Raw genomic sequence first — 16973 nt, 5'->3', positions numbered from 1 at the left:
GAGGACTCATGACCGAGACGCCCCTGACCCCCGAGGCCAGCGTGATCGTCCCCAGCCGGGGCGGAGCCCAGCGGCTGCCGCGCCTGATCGGCGCCCTCACCGCGCAGGAGGACGCCCCGCCGTTCGAGGTCCACGTGGTCGTGGACGGGGATGTGGACGGGTCGGAAGCGGTGCTCGCCCAGTTGGCCGCAGAACATCCGGGCCTGGACCTGAGTTGGACCGTCTTCCGGGAGAACCGCGGACGGGTCGCCGCGCTCAACGCAGGTGCCGACGCCACGTCCGGCCGCATCCTCATCCGCGCGGACGACGATCTCGAGCCCGGACCCCACTACATCCGGGACCACGTGGCCGCGCACGCGGGCGGGCCTGGCGGCGTGATCGGACTCTATCTGAACGTCCTGGAGCCCACCCCGTATCAGCGCGCCTACGGTGACGCCCAGGACGACTTGCACCGCGAGCACGCGTATGCGCTGCCAGCGGATCGGCAGTGGCGGCACTGGGCGGGCAACGTGTCCGTCCCCCGTGCCCTGCACGAGCAGATCGGCGGCTACGACCCGGACTACCGACAGTACGGGTGGGAGGACATCGACTACGGCTACCGGCTGCACGCGGCAGGCTACCCCGTGGTAATCCGCCCCGAGCTGGAGACGCGACACCACGCTGCCGCCGTGACGACGCACTCGAAGGCGGTGCGGGCCTTGCACGGCACGGCCGCGCGGAACCTGTTCGTGAGCAAGCACGGGGCGGCACCGCTCGGCAACATCGGTGCTCCGCGAGGCGTGTGGGGTGCTGCCGTGCGCCTGGTGGCGTGGGGCACCACCGAAGCCACTCTCACGCGTTCCAGTGCTCTGATCGACGCCGTCACGGACTACCTGCCCCGGGGGCTTGCCCGCCGACTCATCGCCCTGCAGGTGGAGGGCGCCGCCGAGGCCGGACGGGCCCGCCCCCACCGCGCGCAACGGGCCATCTGAGGGGACACGATGTCGGAACAGACTCCCGCAACGATCGCCATCGCCCACGACTACCTCACCCAGAAGGGCGGGGCGGAGCGGGTGGTGCTCGCACTGCACCGGATGTGGCCGGATGCGCCCATCTACACGACGTTCTACGACCCCGAGGGCACGTTCCCCGAGTTCAAGGACGCGCACATCGTCACGTCGCCCCTGAACCGGGTGGGGCTGCTGCGGAAGGACCCGCGGAGGGCACTGCCGCTGCTGCCCCTGGCCTCCTCACTGATGCACGTGAAGGAGTCCGTCGCCGTCGTCTCGACGTCCGGCTGGGCGCATGGATTCCGCTACGACGGCGCCACGCTCGTCTACTGCCACACCCCGGCGCGCTGGGTGTACCTGCTGGACGACTACCTGGGTGAGGGCGGCCGGGACAGCATCAAGGGGCGGATCGCCCGCGTGCTGCGCCCGGGTCTGCGCAGGTGGGACCGCGCGGCCGTCCGGCGCCGATCACGCTATGTGGCCAACTCCACGGTAGTGAAGAAGAGGATCGAAGACGTCTACGGGCTCGAGGGCGTGGACCTCGTGTTCCCGCCGCACTCCGTGAGCACGGACGGCCCGCAGGAGCCGATCCCCGGTGCGGAGCGGCTGGCGGAGGACGGCTTCCTGCTGTCGGTCGCGCGGCTCATGCCGTACAAGCACGTGGACGTGGCCATCGAGGCCGCGGCCCGCGCGGGGCGACCGCTCGTGGTGATCGGCAAGGGCCCGGAGGAGGCCCAGCTACGCGCGATGGCGGGGGAGGACGTGGTGTTCGGCCAGGACCTCACCGACGCGCAGCTGCGCTGGGCGTACGCGCACGCGACGGCACTGATCGCCGCGAGCCACGAGGACTTCGGCATCACGCCACTCGAGGCGAGCGCGTGGGGCGTGCCCACCGTGGCACTGCGGGCCGGCGGCTACCTGGACACCATCGTGGACGGCGTCAACGGAGTGTTCGTCGAGGAACCGACGGTGGATGCGGTGGCCGGAGGGGTGGAACGTCTGCTGGCGCATGACTGGGACCGCGGGGTGATGCAGGCGCACGCCGAGCGGTTCTCGGAGGACGCGTTTGCTTCCGCGGTTAGAGTGCAGATGGAAAGACTGGACCAGGACCAGAATCTGCGGCTTATGGGGCCACATGGGGGAAAGCGAAGTCGGTCGGCATGAAACTTGTGTATCTCAGCCCGTTCCCGCTCTCCCAGGACAGGGCGACGGGCGAATGGATCCTCGAGGGGAAGAGCTGGACCGGAGTGCTGGAGTACGCCCGCCTCTGGCCGGGAGAGGTGGTCTTCGCCACCCCGGGGGTCCTTCCTGCCGCCGCAGGGGCGACCCCGCCGGGACATCTCCGTCAGAGGATCGACGGATCATCTCCAGTGGAGATTCTCGTCGTGCCCCCGTTCGCCCAGCGCGAGGAGCAGGTAGCGTCGTTGCGGGGCCTCGCCCCCGACGTCGTGCTGACTCTTCTCCACGCCCAGGCCGCCCATCTTCCTGAGCGGCTGCCCATGGTGTTGACCGCTGAATTCACTTTCGCCATCCGCCGTGACCAAGCCCTCGCGTCGGGACGAGCGATCGACAAGGGGCGCGCTGTGGCCGGGCTGCTCCGTCGCGAGCGTGTCTGCGGCGTCATGGTCCGGGACGCGCTGTCCATCCAGTGCAATGGCCCCGCCGCGATGCGGGCCTACGGGCCGCTGGCATGTGATCCGCTGGGCTTCATGGACCACCGCATCACCGAGTCGGATGTCCGCGCCAATGACACGATCCTTCCGTGGGACGGCATCCGCCCCTTGAGGCTGGGGTTCTCCGGACGATGGACCGCGATCAAGGGGCCGGAGTATGCGGTGCGGGCGATGGAGGTCCTACGGGACCACCTTCCCGGGGTCACCCTCACCATGTTCGGCGGGGGGGACTTGGACGGCCATCTGCGGGGCATCGCGGGCCCCGACGTTCGCTTCGCGGGATTCTGCGACTTCGAGACGGAATGGAAGCCGTTGGTGCGGGAGACGGTCGACCTCATGCTCCTCCCTCATGTCCAAGGTGACCCCTCGTGCACGTACTACGAGAGCTTGGGCAGCGGCGCTCCGGTAATCGGATTCCCCCAGGTGACCCTCTCCCCGCTGGTGCGGGACAACGGTGTCGGCGCCGTTGCACGGCGGCGCGATGCTCGGAGCCTGGCTGAGGCGGTGCTGGCGGCCGCGTCTGACGTCGGGCAGTATCAGCGGATGCGACGGGCTGGCCTGGAGCTTGTGGGAGCGGAGACGTGGGAGAACGTGAACCGGAGACGTGTGGAGCACTTGGTTCGCCACGCCGAAGGGGGGCGGCGCTAGAGAGGCCGGGGCGCGGGGGCGGCCGAGCCCCCGGCCCCCGAGCTTGATTAGCGGCCAGACTCGAGGAGGTCGAGCAAATACTTCCCGTACCCGGACTTCACGAGCGGGAGGGCCCGCTCGCGCAGGTCGTCGTCGGTGAGAAGGCCCTCACGCCAGGCGACCTCCTCGGGAGAGCCGACCTTGAGACCCTGCCGGGACTCGATGGTGCGGATGAAGTTGGACGCGTCGTTCAGGTCATGGAAGGTGCCGGTGTCCAGCCATGCGGTGCCGCGGGGGAGGACCTCCACGTTCAGGGTGCCGCGTTCCAGATAGGTGCGGTTCACGTCGGTGATCTCCAGTTCTCCGCGAGCCGACGGCTTGAGGCTTTTCGCGATCTCGACGACGTCGTTGTCGTAGAAGTACAGCCCGGGCACCGCGAAGTTGGACTTCGGCTGGGCAGGCTTCTCCTCGAGGGAGACCGCCTTGCCGTGCTCGTTGAACTCCACCACGCCGTAGGCGCTGGGGTCCTTGACCCAGTAACCGAATACGGTGGCTCCGTCGACCTGGGTGTGACGGCGCAGCTGCTGGCCCATGCCGGGGCCGTAGAAGATGTTGTCCCCCAGGACGAGCGCGACATGCTCGTCGCCGATGTGGTCTTCCCCAAGGATGAACGCCTGCGCGAGGCCGTCCGGGGAGGGCTGCTGAACGTAGTTGAGCGAGATCCCAAACTGGGAGCCGTCGCCCAGGAGGCGCTGGAACTGCTCTGCGTCGTGCGGGGTAGTGATCACCAGGATGTCGCTGATTCCGGCCAGGATCAGGGTGGACAGCGGGTAGTAGATCATCGGCTTGTCGTAGACCGGTACGAGCTGCTTCGAGATGCCATGGGTGATGGGGTGCAGCCGGGAGCCGGTGCCGCCGGCGAGGATGATGCCCTTCATAGGGCTGACTTTACTGGCAGAGTGTCTGAAATCGACCGCCGACCCTGAAGCCGTAGACAGAAGTCGGGGCGTTGGCGATGCTGGAGTTCTGTTGAGAAAGATGTGGGGAACATGTCCTGGATGGTCACCGGCGGCGCTGGATACATCGGCGGGCACGTGGTGCACGCCTTTCATGCGGCAGGCATTCCCGTCGTCGTTGTGGATGACTTGTCGACGGGTCGTGCTCGGTTCGTTCCAGATGACGTTCCGCTGATCAGGACGAGCGTTCTGGACACCGAGGCGCTTTCTCACGCTCTGCGAAAGCATGAAGTGAGCGGTGTCGTGCATGTGGCGGGTTTCAAGTATGCAGGGGTGTCCGTAGAAGAACCTCTCCGCACGTACCGGAACAATGTCCAAGGAACGCTGAGTGTGCTCGAGGCGATGGAAGCGTGCAACGTGCGCCGAATCGTCTTCTCCTCCTCTGCGGCCGTTTACGGCACGCCAGACGTCCCTGTAGTGACGGAGCAGACGGCCCCCTCTCCGGAATCGCCGTACGGCGAGTCCAAGTTGATCGGAGAGATGATGATCGCCGCCCAGGCGGTCGCCACGGGTCTTCAGCATACGAGCCTGCGCTATTTCAATGTGGTGGGGAGCGGGGCTGACGGGATCATTGACCTGAGCCATCACAACCTCTTCCCGCTCGTCTTCACGGCTGTGGAGCGGGGCGAGGCACCCCGGATCTTCGGCACGGACTACCCCACGTCTGACGGCACGTGCGTCCGCGACTACGTGCACGTCGTGGATGTCGCCCGTGCGCACGTCGCTGCGGCGCAGGCATTGATGGCGGGAGTTGAGCTGGCGCCCGTCTATAACCTCGGATCCGGTGAGGGAACTTCAGTCCGACAGATCATGGACGCCGTCGGCAGTGTCACCGGCCGCGGTTTTGAACCGGCCGTCCATCCTCGCCGCCCGGGCGACCCCGCTCGAATCGTCGCTGATGGATCATGTGCGGCGCGGGACCTCGACTGGGAGAACCGGCACAGCCTCGTGGAGATGGTGGGCAGTGCTTGGCAGGCGCGAAGGGCATGGGAAGCCCACTGATCGGGACCCTTGCCCGTGGTGGCTTCACGGGCCGGCAGATGTGGGCGACGACGCCGCGGGCAACTCACTCGTAGGAAACAGCGGGAGGCATGCCTCGGCCGCCGGGGCAGGTGGCGGCACGAGTGATGAGAGGCGCGGGAGGCCGTCCCAAGAGGCGGTAGCGAAGATGACCTTCGAGCGTGCCCAGCCTCCATCCCCACTCGGCACCATCTTCCAGGGTCGCGGATCCGCGGAGGACCCGCCCCCACGTGGAGAGACCCGTGAGAGCGCCCTGGAGTGCGCCTCGCAGGCTCACTCCGAGAGGATCGACCAGGTGAGGATGGCGGGTCCACAACTGGATGGCGGTCCGGGCGTAGTTGCGCCGCTGGGTGACCACCCCTCGGACATCTGAACGCTGCAGGTAGTCGATCCGCGCTTCGGGGACGAAACGGGTGGGAAATCCGGCGTCTGCGGCGCGCCAGGCGAAGTCAGCCTCGTCGTGCCCGCCCACGAAGGACTCGTCGAAGCCGCCCACGGTCTCAAAGACCGCCCGGGACATCCCCATGTTCCCTCCGAGCGGATACAGCGGGCCGCCGAAGATCTCTCCGAGGCCGATGTCCGGGCCCAGGCGGTTGCCTGCATCGTCGACCGGCGTGGCTATCCCGCCCGCCAGCCCCCCTTCCGCGAGGGTCTGCCGGAAGGAGTCGACCCAGCCTGGATAAAGGGTGTCATCCGCGTCGCAGATCAGGAGCAGGTCTCCGCGCGCGGCGGCCAGTCCCGTGTTCCGGGCGTGGTTCACCCCCTGACGCTGGTCGGCAAGCACCATGCGCACTCGCGGATCGGCTGCGGCGGCCGCCGCGAGCAGAGCGGGGGTGGTGTCGGTGGAGAGGTTGTCCACGAGCACCAGCTCGTCCTCGGGGCCCAACTGGGCGAGCACGGCGGTGATCTGTTTGCCGATCCAGGCCTCGGCGTTGTAGCAGGGGATGATGACGCTGACGGTGGGTTTCATCGGTAGACCTCCTGGAGGCGGGCGCGGAAGCGCTCTTCTCCGTATTCCTCGGCCACGGCATGGGCCGTCCGGCGAGCATGGTCATTGGCGGCGTCAGGATCCCGGAGCACCCGGCTGACGGATGCCGCGAAGGCCCGGGGGTCATCGGCCACGAACGCGGCGTCGGCGGGGTGGATGCCCTCGTTTCCCACGGTGGTCGTCACCGTGGGCACTCCGCGGATGAGCGCCTCCACCACCTTGAATTTCACGCCGGCGCCGTAGCGGAGGGGGACCACCACCACGGCGGCTTCTTCATACAGAGGCTCGAGGTCGTCCACGAAGCCCAGCACCTCGACGGCGTTGGCTTCGAGTTCTGCCACGACGTGATCGCGGAGCCCGCCGCCCGCGACGGCGACCCGTGCGTTCGGGTGCGCTTTGCGTACTTCGGGGAGGATCTCTGTGACGAACCAGTGCATCGCGTCCTCGTTTTCCCAACGGGCCATGTAGCCCACGAAGAGGAGCAGGGGGTTCGTAGAGGAGGGTGCTTCAGCGCGCACGTGGCCGGAGATCGCTGGGGGCACCACATGCACCCGTGCGTGCATGCCCCGGCGGGGCAGTAGATCGGCGTCCTTCTGGCTGAGGACCACGACATCGTCGGCGTATCGAGCGATCCGACCCTCAAGTCGGAGGGCGGCGGCACGCCGGACTGCCCAGGCTGCTCGGCGCGGGATGCTCGTCTGGAGCTTTCGCTGCCGCCCGAACCGTTGGGAGAGGACGTCGTGCAGGGTCACGACGACGCGCGCGTCGGGATTGATTCGGTGCATGGCCCTAAGCAGGATGGCGGTCTCCTCCCATTGCAGGTCGATGACATCGGCCTCTGCCACTAGGTCTCGAACCCGTGAGAGGGTGACGCGGCTCAGCGACGGGGCCACTGCAAGCAGGCGTTCCAGGCGGCCGCGGCGGTCTTGCGCAGGGGAGAGTATTCGATGGGAGAAGGGGACTCCGCGGGTGAGTGCGCGACGGTTGGCCGGGCCATCGGTCGTAACCATCGTCAGCTCGGCGCTGTCGCTTATCACTTCGGCAATGGCGTGGACCAGGTGCTCGCCCGCTGATTCCTGGCGGGTCGACGAAGGAAGAACGGGTGTGAGCATGACGGCTTTCCGCTTGGTCGAGGCGGAGGGGCCAGGACTTCTGCGCGCCTTGAGAGCGGCATGGACCGCATGTTCCGCTGCGTCTGCCCATGCCTGCCAGTTCAGTCTCAACTGGCCGTCTCGGATGGCTGCCTCGGAGGCGCCTGCCACGGTTGCCTGCGAGATCTCCTCTAGCAGACGTGCGGTCTGGTCGACGGCCTCGCCCGGGGTGACGAGCCATCCAGTGAGTCCTTCGTGGACGATGGTCTCCACGCCGCCTACGCGCGTGGCGATGACGGGCAGCCCCGAGACCAGGGCATCGGTCATGACGACGCCAGCGGCGTTGGCCAGGGCGAGGTCGAGGAGGACATCGTGCTCCCTGTAAAGCTCAGCGAGTGCCGACCGGTCCACCACGCCTGGCGTGTCCACCCACGGGGGGAGGCCGTCGGGGACTCGGCCGACGATGGTCAGCCCGATCTCCCGGCTCTGTCGAGCCTGCTCCACGGCGAGGACCACGTCGTCTCCACGCTTGCGCTCCCAATCGGCGATGACAGCCAGGACTCGCAATGGGGAACCCGGCGACCGTGGGCGGGGCGCATTCGACGTGGGGGTCGCGGGGCCGAAGGGGGCGACGGTCACCCGACGGGGTGAGACGCCGGCGTCGCCGATCAGACTGCGGGCGGCCCAATCCGAAGCAGCCAGAAAATGGTCCGTCACAGTGGCCCCCGCCTGTTCGACGCGCAGCCCCTCTCGCTCGTTGCGACGGCCGAGGCCGGTCGCGATCGGGTAGAACCCGCGGATGGCGGGGAAGGTGGCGTCGGTGACCTGGACGAGGGGCAGATCGTGGGGGAGGGAGAGCACATCGGTCGACGCGGCGATGGCCACCAGGGCATCCAAGGGTTTCCCGGTGTGGGCGCGGATCTGATTCGCCAGAGCTGCGCTGCGAAGCCGAGCGGTCGCCATGGTGTGCGTGGGAAGGCTGCGTTGCCCCCTCATGCCGCGGAGGCGGGTGCGGAGCCGTTCGCCGGTTGCATCCGGCTGAGTGACCGGAGGGAACACGGTGACGTCGAAGCGCTCACGGAGCCCGGCTGCCATGGGTGCCACGACACCGGACCATGCCCGAGGGTCGTCTGTGCTCCAGGGACTGTAGAGCCCGACATGGAGGGCCACGAGTGAGTCAACTCCTCGGTCAGGTGGTCGGCGTCGGGTCCATCCTAGGTCGGATAGGGCCGGGTACGCTGAAGCCAGTTCCTCGCGGATGCTCCCCCGAGGGGGAGCGTCGAGGAATCGTTCTCCATCCGCGATGCCATTCGGGAGGCGCCCGTGAATACCCGTTGCCTGGTCCTCACCTCTGGTCGCGCAGCGGACGGTCCGTATGGGATCGACAAGCTCCGCCAGTTCGGGTACGACCTCACGGACGTCGAGCCGGCAAGGCATCGAGTCCACCGCAAGGCCCGCGACGTCGTTGAGCATCGCTCTGGCCGGCCGATGGACAAAACGATCCGGTCTGTCCGCAAGGCCTGGCAGGCGGATTTGGTGCTCGCCTTCCTGGAGAAGGAGGCGCTCTCGGCCTCTTGGGCAAAGCGCCGAGGCCTGGCGCCTTACGCGCGGAAGCCGCTCGTTATGATCGCCTGCTGGCTGGATGATGAGCTGCAGTCGATGACTGCGGCGGAGCGGGCGGCCACAGTGGCACTGTACGACGGCGTAGATCTGATCCTCGTCTTCTCCCGGAACCAGATAGAGCTCCTCGTCGAGGCGGGCTTCCGGCGCGAGAAGGTGGAGGCTGTCAGCTTCGGTTACGACCCTGGGCAGTTCCCGGTCGCGCCCTTTGAATCGCGGGATGGGATCGTGTCCGTCGGCGCGGACCGTGGCCGAGACTTCGCCACGCTCGTGGAGGCCATGCGAGGCTCCGAGCTGGAGCTGCACCTCTACACCGGTGAGGGGCATCTGCGGGGTGTCACGCCTGGTCCGGAAGTGGTTTTTCACGGACGAGTCCCGTTCTCCGAATATCGTCGCATCGTCGCGTCTGCATCCGTCGTGGCAATCCCGACGCACGTGATGGCCTATCCCAGTGGACAGACCGTGGCCCTGGAAGCCGCCGGCACCGGCGCCTGCTTGGTCCTGACGGACACCCCCGCCATGCGGGAGTACTTCACCGACGAGACGGCGGCCTTCGTGCGCCCGGGTGATTTGGCGGGCTGGCGTCAGACCCTGGAAGACCTGGCGTCGGATACTAAGAGGCGTCAGGGATTGGGGAGCCGTGCCGCGTCCTTTGCTCGGGAGCGCTTCACCTACACAGAGATGTGGCGCCAGGTGGACGAGATCCTGCGCTGTCGCGGGTGGGCTCGTACATCAGTGGCAGACGAGAGCGGCATGCCGCAGCCCTAACAGGGAGCGTCGTCAGGTCATCGGCCGAGGCCTAGCGAGCGTTCCAGGCGGGTCCTGAGGCCTTCCAGCTTCCCGTAGCGCCGGGCCCAGTACTGAGCCTGCCGGGTTGCCTCAGCGGCGAGGGGAGACTGATTTTGGCCCAAGAAGAATGACAGCTCTAGATCCTGGAGCAGTCCTGGAATTATCTCCTTCTCCAAGCCGGGATTATTCTTCACCATTGCTGATCGTGTGGCAGTCAGGGCGTCAATACCATTGTAATTGTTCAGGTTTCGCCCTCTCCGTGAAACCCGGTACATATATCCAGGCCCCTCGGCTCGCCTGGCCACGCCCGCCGTCTGGAGAAGGAGGCGAGTCCACCATTCCCAATCCTCGAATCCAATCCGCAAGGTTTCGTCATATCCTCCCAGTTTCTCCCAGTCGTGACGGCGGAAAAGGCAACTGTTGTTGATGGGGCAGCTCCGCACCATCTCTGGCGCGGTGACAACCTCAGGTGGTAAATGCCGATCCGTTGTATGACCGAAACTTTGCCACTCCGTCGCAGCGATCGTCGTGTCGTGGGTGTCCATGTGCTGCACCAGGCACTCGATAAATCCTGGGAGAAGATAGTCATCCGAGTCGAGGGGAAGAATATAGTGCCCGGTCCCGGCTGCAATGCCCACGTTGCGCGCGGCTGCGACGCCGGCGTTGCGCTGGTGGATGACCACGGCATCCAAGGAGTCGAGGACTGCCAGGGTCTCCTCTCGCGTCGAACCATCATTTACGACGATCACCTCGGTATCTAAATCCTTGGGGATGGAACCGACCGCCTGGAGGAGATTCGCCGGATCTTCGTTGTAGCAGGGGATGACAACGGTCAAATTCACGAGGGGATCACCTGTAATTCTGGAGGACGGGTTGCGCGGAATCGGTAAGGATGACCCGGTCGCGATACTTCAAGGACAGCGGATGGAGAATGTCACCCAGAATCTCGGTCCACCAGATGGGGTAGACCGCGGGCGTGGCGTAAGGGTCCGCATCCGCCGCGTCGGCTTCCGCCAGGGGGGCTGACAGATAGTCCATCCGTGCGTGCAGCTCACGCATCCATTCGGCGGTGAACGGAGAGTGGGGCTTGAAGATGAACATGGAGGGACCCATCAGGGCGCGGTAGTGACGGCGCAGAACGGCCCTTAGGCCGTGGTGGGGATGCCCCGCGTACTCCGAGGTCACCTCGGCATAGCCAAGGGCTAGATGCTCCTCTGAGCCGTTGAGCTGGTCGATGAGGGGGCGAACCGGGTGCGACATCGGTTTGACGTCGATGTAGGCGCCGCCGTAGTGGTGCATGAGGTAGGCCCGCAGATAGTCCGACTTGTGGACCGACGTCAGGTGTTCGAAGGCAGGGTGGAATGGGTGCCCCGGGAGCATGACGGACCGAGGTGTTCGGACGATCGTCACCTCCACACCCGGCTGCGCCTCCAGTGCCTGGAGGGAGGCCTTGCGTGCCGGGGTGGGTGCCCCGCCCAGCCAAATAGTCCAGAGCCGGTGGGGGGCAGCACCGAGCGTTGGTGTCGCAGGTGCCTCGCGGGCCAGGAAGGTATGCGCGAAGAATGAGGGGTCGTATCGGTAGGGGAACTTCTCCTCCAGTGCGGCCCACCGGCGATCCTCCAGGGCGATCCGAGCATCCCGCGCGGCCCATCGGGCGTGCTTCGAAGCCACGAAAGCCCGGTGCTTGAATCTCCTGAGAGCGTCCGGCGTCGGTGTCATGAGGCCAGCCTAGTTGTGATGTCCAGGGCGCTTCAGCCTGGGTGTGGGGGTGAAGCGGGTCCTGACGGGTAGCGGCTCTGCCTACCTCGCCTGTGCCTGGCGCGATGCTTGCACGCAACTGGGGATCAAGCGCAAGCGGACTCGACCCTCTCGACCGCAGACGACCGGAAGATCAAGCGGTTCCATCGCACGTTGGCCGAGGGGTGGGTCTATGCGAGGTTCTACGCTTCCCCGCCCGAGAGTGATGGGCAGCTCCCGAGGTGATTGCTCTTCAACAATCATCATCGAGCTCACTCCGCGGTCGGAGGTCTGCTACCGGTGACTAGACTGACCAACCTCCCTGAACATCCCAGCTAGCGGGCTCAGAAGGGGGTAGTCCACCCCTCCCATTTGGTGGGCAAAGGCACCATGGGGAGACCTCGAGCCGCCTCGACCTCCTGGGACCACGCGGCCGCCAGGTTAGCCTCGCTCAGGCCGGCTGCGGCGCGCCAATGGTTGCCGATGTCGGGGCGCAGGGTGTCGGCCTTTTCGAGGGCGGCGGCTCCCAGCACAACCTTGCGGATGCGCTGCTCCAGCGAGCGGTGAGGAACGTGCGCGATGCGCAGGGGACCGGGAACGTCGCGGGCGAGGTCAAGGCATGTGTGGTTGCCATCATCCACCCACACCCACCGGTCCGGACGGATGGCGACCTTCTTTGTACTGGGCTCCTGCCTCATACGGGCCACGGCGTTCGGATCGGTGAAATTTACCCCCTCGAGGGTGCCAGGCAGCAGGTCATAGGAGGCGGCCGCCTGGACCCGGTCTGGCCCAACCTGTCGGAGCGCGTCAACGACGGTCCCCTCCTGCCCGAACCAGAACTCGTCGGCGTCGAACAGGATGATCCAGTCCGCCCCCGCTCGGTGGGCAAGCCAAGTCAGGTAGGACATTGCCCGACCCTGATAGAACGCGTCGAGCGCGTTCACCCCGACATGTACCCGGCCATCTTCGCGGGCGAGCTCCGCCAGAACGTCCGGGGTGGCGTCCTCGCTGAGGTTGTCCACCACAATTACCCCGTCCACGCCCTGTCCGAGCAGGTGGCGGATAGAGCGGCCGACCACGTCTGCCTCATTGCGGACCATCGTCACCGCCCACACGCTGCCCGGCTTGACCTTCCGACGGGGCAACTTAGGGACAGTGATGGAGCGCTCGACGCGGCGCTGTAACGGCCGCCGCCGAGCCATCGCAGTCCGAAGGAGGCGGGCCAGGCGCTTTAACTCCATGCGTCACACTCTACCTAGGCGCTAATCGGATCTCCGGCTACCTCAGAGGAGCGCCTTGCTGGCCTCCCGGAGAGACACCTGCCCGGCCCGTGATTCGCTAAGCGCCCGTGTGGTCTCTCGCGTGCATGCCTTGTCCGGTTTCGTGATGGAACCGCGGGTGCTTCGTTGCCCGTGGGGCACCACCGCCCGGGGCAGAGTAGGCGGTGTATCCACAGGCGCGGCGTTTGACTGCAAGAACGCCGTCTCGGGCCCGCGTTGCTCCCGACCTCTGTAGCCTGAGCCCCATGCACCTCCTCGTCACCGGCGGCGCCGGGTTCATCGGATCGAACTTCGTCCACCACGTCGTCCGCGAGACCGGGCACGACGTCGTCGTCCTGGACAAGCTGACCTACGCCGGCAACCGGGAGAACCTCGCCGGCCTGCCGGAGGACCGCGTCACTCTCGAGGTCGGGGACATCTGCGACGCGGCCCTGGTGGACCGCCTGGTCGCCGAGTCGGACGCCGTCGTGCACTACGCGGCGGAGTCCCACAACGACAATTCGCTGAACGATCCCTCGCCGTTCATCCAGACGAACATCGTCGGAACCTTCGTCCTCCTCGAGGCGGTTCGCAAGCACGGCAAGCGGTTCCACCACGTGTCCACGGACGAGGTCTACGGCGACCTCGAGCTCGACGACCCGGCGAAGTTCACCGAGACCACCCCGTACAACCCCTCCAGTCCCTACTCGGCCTCGAAGGCCGGCTCGGACCACCTGGTGCGCGCCTGGGTGCGCTCCTTCGGCGTGCAGGCCACGCTGAGCAACTGCTCCAACAACTACGGCCCGTACCAGCACATCGAGAAGTTCATCCCGCGCCAGATCACCAACCTGATCGACGGCGTCCGCCCCCGCCTCTACGGCCAGGGCGTCAACGTCCGGGACTGGATCCACACGGAGGACCACTCCTCGGCCGTGCTGCGGATCCTCGAGCGCGGCGAGATCGGCCGCACGTACCTGATCGGCTCGGACGGCGAGAGGAACAACAGGGAGATCGTGGAGATCCTCCTCGAGCTCTTCGACCGCCCCGCGGACGACTACGACCTCGTCGCCGACCGCCCGGGCCACGACCTGCGCTACGCGATCGACAACACCGCCCTGCGCACCGAGCTCGGCTGGGAGCCGCAGTTCACGGACATCCGCGCCGGTCTGGCGGACACGGTCCGCTGGTACCGCGAGAACGAGGCCTGGTGGCGCCCGGCCAAGGCCGCCGTCGAGGCCACCTACCGCGCCCAGGGCCAGTGAGGGGGCACCGCTGATGCGCATCACCGAGACCGCCATCCCCGGCCTGCTCGTCCTCGACCTCGACGTCCACGGGGACAACCGCGGCTGGTTCAAGGAGAACTGGCAGCGGGAGAAGATCCGCGCCCTCGCCGCCGAGCACCCCCGCTTGGCCTCGCTCGCCCCGGTGCAGAACAACATCTCCTTCAACGACGCCGTCGGCACCACCCGCGGCATCCACGCCGAACCCTGGGACAAGTACGTGGCCGTCGCCCACGGCCGGATCTTCGGCGCCTGGGTGGACCTGCGCGAAGGGCCGTCCTTCGGCGCCGTCGCCACCGTGGAGCTCGGCCCGGAGAAGGCCGTCTTCGTGCCGCGCGGGGTGGGCAACTCCTACCAGACGCTCGAGCCGGACACGGCCTACACCTACCTGGTGAACGACCACTGGTCCGCCGACGCGCAGGGCCAGTACACGTTCCTCAACCTCGCGGACCCGACGGCGGCCATCGCCTGGCCCATCCCGCTCGAGGACGCCGAGCTCTCGGACAAGGACCGCGCCCACCCGATGCTCGCGGACGTCACCCCCATGCCGCCCGCCCCGATCCTCGTGCTCGGCGCCGGCGGCCAGCTCGGCCGCGCCCTCGTGGCCCGCGCCGAGGCCGCGGGGATCCCGGTCGAGGCCCACGGCAGGGACACGTGGGACATGACCGATCCGGCCTCGTGGCCGCGGGAGCACTTCCGCGGCCTGCGCGCCGTGGTCAACGCGTCCGCCATGACCGCGGTGGACGCCGCCGAGACGCCCGAGGGCCGGGCCCAGGCCTGGGCCGTCAACGCGACCGCCGTCGCCGAGCTCGCCCGCCGCTGCGCCGAGGCCGGCGTCCCCCTGGCCCACGTCTCGACCGACTACGTGTTCGACGGCGCCCTCCCCGTGGGGCAGGAGCACCCGGTGGACCACCCGCTTGCGCCGCTGGGCGTCTACGGCCAATCGAAGGCCGCCGGCGAGGCCGCGGTGCGCACCGTGCCGCGGCACTGGATCGTCCGCACCTCCTGGGTGATCGGGGAGGGGAAGAACTTCGTGGCCACCATGGCCTCCCTCGCCGAGCGCGGGATCGACCCGGCCGTCGTCGACGACCAGCACGGCCGCCTCACCTTCGCCGACGACCTCGCCGACGCCCTGCTGCACCTGGTCACCACGGACGCGCCCACGGGCACGTTCCACATGACCAACAGCGGCGACGTGGTCACCTGGCACGACGTCGCCCGGTGGGTCTTCGAGGACACCGGCCACGACGCCGGGCGCGTCTCCGCCACGACCACCGCCGCGTACATGGCCGGAAAGGAGGGCGTGGCCCCGCGGCCGACCAACAGCGCCCTCGACCTCGGGCCCCTGGCGGCCGTCGGCTACACCGCCCCGGATCAGCGCGAACGCCTGCGGACGTACCTGAGGCGCTGACCGCGTCTCGCACGACGAAGCCCCCGCCGGCTTCGGCGGGGGCTTCGTGCGTGGGGGCGATCAGCTGCGCGTGCGGGCCTTGCGGCGTGAACGCCGCCCCTTCCTCGCGGACGAGCCGACGCTCGAGAGGTACTTCTCGTAGGACTTGTGGTACGTGCTCTCGTACCCGTAGCCATAGGAGTAGCCGCCGCCGCGCTGGGAGCGCGCGACGCCGTTCATGACGACGCCCAGCAGATGCGCGTCCACCGCGGCGAGATTCTCCACAGCCGCCTCCAGGTGGTCCTTGCGGGTCCGCCCCTGACGCACCACGAGCACAGTCCCGTCCACGGCCGTGGCCAGGAGGGAGCCGTCCGTGACGGGCAGCAGGGGAGGGGAGTCGACGATGACGAAGAAGTCCTCCGATGCCAGCTTCAGCAGGGCCCGCATGCGCTTCGAGCCCAGCAGCTCCGACGGGTTCGGGGGCGTCCGGCCGGCGGGGAGCAGCGTGAGGTTCGGGATTCCGGTGGCCGCGAGGGCGTCGTCCGGCTGCACCTCACCGGCCAGCACCTCGGCCAGGCCCACGTCGCCCGCCACCTGGAAGAGGTCGTGCTGCCGGGGCCGCCGCAGGTCGGCGTCCACCACGAGGACCCGTTCGCCGGCCAGGGCCAGGGCGCGGGCCAGGTTCGATGCGACGGTCGACTTGCCCTCGGAGGGGTCCGCGCTCGTGAACGAGACGACGCGCGGCGGCTCGTCGACGGAGACGAACTTGAGGTTGGTGCGCAGCGCCCGGATGGCCTCGCCGGCCCGGGGGTCGAGGTCCATGGCCTCCTCGCCCGTGCGGGTCAGGGACTCGTTCTCCGGGACGGCGCCGATCACGCCTGCGCCGGTGATCTCCTTCACGTCGGCGCGGCTGCGCACCTTCACGTCGAGGAGACGACGGAGCACGGCGATGGCGAGCCCGGCACCCAGTCCGGCCACGACGCCCACGAGGACGTTGCGCCGGGTGTCAGGGCTCACGGGGGCAGAGGGCACGCGGGCATCGGACAGCGGCACGACCTCCAGCGGGCTGTTCTTGTCCACGTCCGCCGCCACGTCCGCCGTCGCCTGCAGTGCACTGTTCGCCAGCTGCGCGGCGGTCTCGGGATCGGTCGAGGTGGCGGTCACCTTGATCATGCTGGACTCGGGGACGAGCACCGCGGAGAGCGAGCCGTCGCCGTCCTGCCCCGTGTCCTGTGCCACGCGTTCACGCACGGCCTCGCTGTTGATCAGGGCGACGTAGGCCTGAGCCCGGCTCTCGGCGGGCAGGTTGCTGGTGATGAGGCTCTGATCTGCAGCCCGGGCGGCGAGGAACCCCTGAGATTCGGATGCGTAGATCCGGGGCTGCAGTGCGGAGTAGCCCCAACCCAACAGACCCCCCACGAGGGCTGCCGCCAGGAGCAGCAGGAGGTTGGCGCGCAGGAGGCGGAAGAAGTCGACGATCGTCACGGGGCACCT

At 67.8% G+C, this 16973-nt stretch carries 14 protein-coding genes and 1 pseudogene; 8 read left to right on the top strand and 7 right to left on the bottom strand.

Annotated features, from left to right (window positions below):
- Positions 1 to 8 precede the first annotated feature (8 nt).
- From ACZ1IK_RS02150 to ACZ1IK_RS02140, 3 genes are read left to right on the top strand one after another with little or no spacing between them, the layout of a single operon-like run.
- The gene (locus ACZ1IK_RS02150; protein WP_465098279.1) at positions 9 to 971 is read left to right on the top strand and encodes a glycosyltransferase family 2 protein; all 963 of its coding nucleotides are present in this window, start codon (positions 9 to 11) and stop codon (positions 969 to 971) included.
- 9 nt (positions 972 to 980) lie between these two features.
- The gene (locus tag ACZ1IK_RS02145) at positions 981 to 2153 is read left to right on the top strand and encodes a glycosyltransferase (RefSeq protein WP_465098278.1); all 1173 of its coding nucleotides are present in this window, start codon (positions 981 to 983) and stop codon (positions 2151 to 2153) included.
- Positions 2150 to 3310 carry a glycosyltransferase family 4 protein gene (locus ACZ1IK_RS02140; protein WP_465098277.1) on the top strand — a complete coding sequence of 387 codons (1161 nt, stop codon included), beginning with the start codon at positions 2150 to 2152 and terminating at the stop codon, positions 3308 to 3310. The genes ACZ1IK_RS02145 and ACZ1IK_RS02140 overlap by 4 nt, the downstream gene beginning before the upstream one ends.
- A 47-nt stretch (positions 3311 to 3357) precedes the next feature.
- Here ACZ1IK_RS02140 and rfbA read toward each other — a convergent pair whose 3' ends face one another.
- Entirely contained in the window at positions 3358 to 4227 is an 870-nt protein-coding gene (gene rfbA / locus ACZ1IK_RS02135; RefSeq protein WP_465098276.1) for a glucose-1-phosphate thymidylyltransferase RfbA, read from the bottom strand.
- Between the two features lie 111 nt (positions 4228 to 4338).
- Between rfbA and galE the strand changes: the two genes are divergently transcribed.
- Positions 4339 to 5307 (top strand): UDP-glucose 4-epimerase GalE, encoded by a 969-nt coding sequence (gene galE, locus ACZ1IK_RS02130; RefSeq protein ID WP_336574930.1) that lies wholly within the window; start codon positions 4339 to 4341, stop codon positions 5305 to 5307.
- 64 nt (positions 5308 to 5371) lie between these two features.
- Here the strand turns inward: galE and ACZ1IK_RS02125 are convergent, their stop codons facing one another.
- Positions 5372 to 6295: a glycosyltransferase family 2 protein gene (locus ACZ1IK_RS02125; protein ID WP_336574929.1), complete on the bottom strand. Its 924-nt coding sequence runs from the start codon at positions 6293 to 6295 to the stop codon at positions 5372 to 5374.
- Positions 6292 to 8499 (bottom strand): glycosyltransferase, encoded by a 2208-nt coding sequence (locus ACZ1IK_RS02120; protein ID WP_336574928.1) that lies wholly within the window; start codon positions 8497 to 8499, stop codon positions 6292 to 6294. The genes ACZ1IK_RS02125 and ACZ1IK_RS02120 overlap by 4 nt, the downstream gene beginning before the upstream one ends.
- 228 nt (positions 8500 to 8727) lie before the next feature.
- Here ACZ1IK_RS02120 and ACZ1IK_RS02115 point away from each other — a divergent pair, with 228 nt between their 5' ends.
- Complete coding sequence (locus ACZ1IK_RS02115; RefSeq protein WP_465098275.1) at positions 8728 to 9792, top strand: glycosyltransferase family 4 protein; 1065 nt, start codon at positions 8728 to 8730, stop codon at positions 9790 to 9792.
- A 17-nt stretch (positions 9793 to 9809) separates the two neighbouring features.
- Here the strand turns inward: ACZ1IK_RS02115 and ACZ1IK_RS02110 are convergent, their stop codons facing one another.
- Both ACZ1IK_RS02110 and ACZ1IK_RS02105 read right to left on the bottom strand, forming a co-directional pair.
- A complete protein-coding gene (locus tag ACZ1IK_RS02110) occupies positions 9810 to 10649 on the bottom strand; it encodes a glycosyltransferase family 2 protein (RefSeq protein ID WP_336574926.1) in 840 nt (279 codons plus the stop codon).
- Positions 10650 to 10662: 13 nt separating this feature from the next.
- Entirely contained in the window at positions 10663 to 11532 is an 870-nt protein-coding gene (locus tag ACZ1IK_RS02105) for a glycosyltransferase family 32 protein (protein ID WP_465098274.1), read from the bottom strand.
- 40 nt (positions 11533 to 11572) lie between these two features.
- Here ACZ1IK_RS02105 and ACZ1IK_RS02100 point away from each other — a divergent pair.
- A pseudogene (locus tag ACZ1IK_RS02100) lies at positions 11573 to 11889 on the top strand (integrase core domain-containing protein); the annotation flags it as partial.
- A 5-nt stretch (positions 11890 to 11894) separates the two neighbouring features.
- On the opposite strand, the gene ACZ1IK_RS02095 reads toward ACZ1IK_RS02100, so the two are convergent.
- Positions 11895 to 12791: a glycosyltransferase family 2 protein gene (locus ACZ1IK_RS02095; RefSeq protein ID WP_336574924.1), complete on the bottom strand. Its 897-nt coding sequence runs from the start codon at positions 12789 to 12791 to the stop codon at positions 11895 to 11897.
- 284 nt (positions 12792 to 13075) lie between these two features.
- Between ACZ1IK_RS02095 and rfbB the strand changes: the two genes are divergently transcribed.
- Both rfbB and ACZ1IK_RS02085 read left to right on the top strand, forming a co-directional pair.
- Complete coding sequence (gene rfbB, locus ACZ1IK_RS02090) at positions 13076 to 14071, top strand: dTDP-glucose 4,6-dehydratase (RefSeq protein ID WP_465098273.1); 996 nt, start codon at positions 13076 to 13078, stop codon at positions 14069 to 14071.
- Positions 14072 to 14084: 13 nt separating this feature from the next.
- Positions 14085 to 15500 (top strand): sugar nucleotide-binding protein, encoded by a 1416-nt coding sequence (locus tag ACZ1IK_RS02085; RefSeq protein ID WP_070708695.1) that lies wholly within the window; start codon positions 14085 to 14087, stop codon positions 15498 to 15500.
- A 60-nt stretch (positions 15501 to 15560) separates the two neighbouring features.
- Here the strand turns inward: ACZ1IK_RS02085 and ACZ1IK_RS02080 are convergent, their stop codons facing one another.
- The gene (locus tag ACZ1IK_RS02080) at positions 15561 to 16964 is read right to left on the bottom strand and encodes a tyrosine-protein kinase domain-containing protein (RefSeq protein ID WP_070708694.1); all 1404 of its coding nucleotides are present in this window, start codon (positions 16962 to 16964) and stop codon (positions 15561 to 15563) included.
- Positions 16965 to 16973: the final 9 nt, after the last annotated feature.

The organism is Micrococcus sp. CS26 (genome assembly GCF_055522295.1).
The sequence above is the reverse complement of the archived record's forward strand: the minus strand, read 5'-3'. Positions and strand labels throughout refer to the sequence as shown.

Bases quoted from the DNA above. Each gene is read 5' to 3' on its own strand.
- ACZ1IK_RS02120 (WP_336574928.1), bottom strand. From the start codon at position 8,499: ATGGCAGCCGGGCTCCGTGAGCGCTTCGACGTCACCGTGTTCCCTCCG.
- ACZ1IK_RS02095 (WP_336574924.1), bottom strand. From the start codon at position 12,791: ATGGAGTTAAAGCGCCTGGCCCGCCTCCTTCGGACTGCGATGGCTCGG.
- ACZ1IK_RS02085 (WP_070708695.1), top strand. From the start codon at position 14,085: ATGCGCATCACCGAGACCGCCATCCCCGGCCTGCTCGTCCTCGACCTC.
- ACZ1IK_RS02145 (WP_465098278.1), top strand. From the start codon at position 981: ATGTCGGAACAGACTCCCGCAACGATCGCCATCGCCCACGACTACCTC.
- ACZ1IK_RS02105 (WP_465098274.1), bottom strand. From the start codon at position 11,532: ATGACACCGACGCCGGACGCTCTCAGGAGATTCAAGCACCGGGCTTTC.
- ACZ1IK_RS02150 (WP_465098279.1), top strand. From the start codon at position 9: ATGACCGAGACGCCCCTGACCCCCGAGGCCAGCGTGATCGTCCCCAGC.
- rfbA (WP_465098276.1), bottom strand. From the start codon at position 4,227: ATGAAGGGCATCATCCTCGCCGGCGGCACCGGCTCCCGGCTGCACCCC.
- rfbB (WP_465098273.1), top strand. From the start codon at position 13,076: ATGCACCTCCTCGTCACCGGCGGCGCCGGGTTCATCGGATCGAACTTC.
- ACZ1IK_RS02140 (WP_465098277.1), top strand. From the start codon at position 2,150: ATGAAACTTGTGTATCTCAGCCCGTTCCCGCTCTCCCAGGACAGGGCG.
- galE (WP_336574930.1), top strand. From the start codon at position 4,339: ATGTCCTGGATGGTCACCGGCGGCGCTGGATACATCGGCGGGCACGTG.
- ACZ1IK_RS02125 (WP_336574929.1), bottom strand. From the start codon at position 6,295: ATGAAACCCACCGTCAGCGTCATCATCCCCTGCTACAACGCCGAGGCC.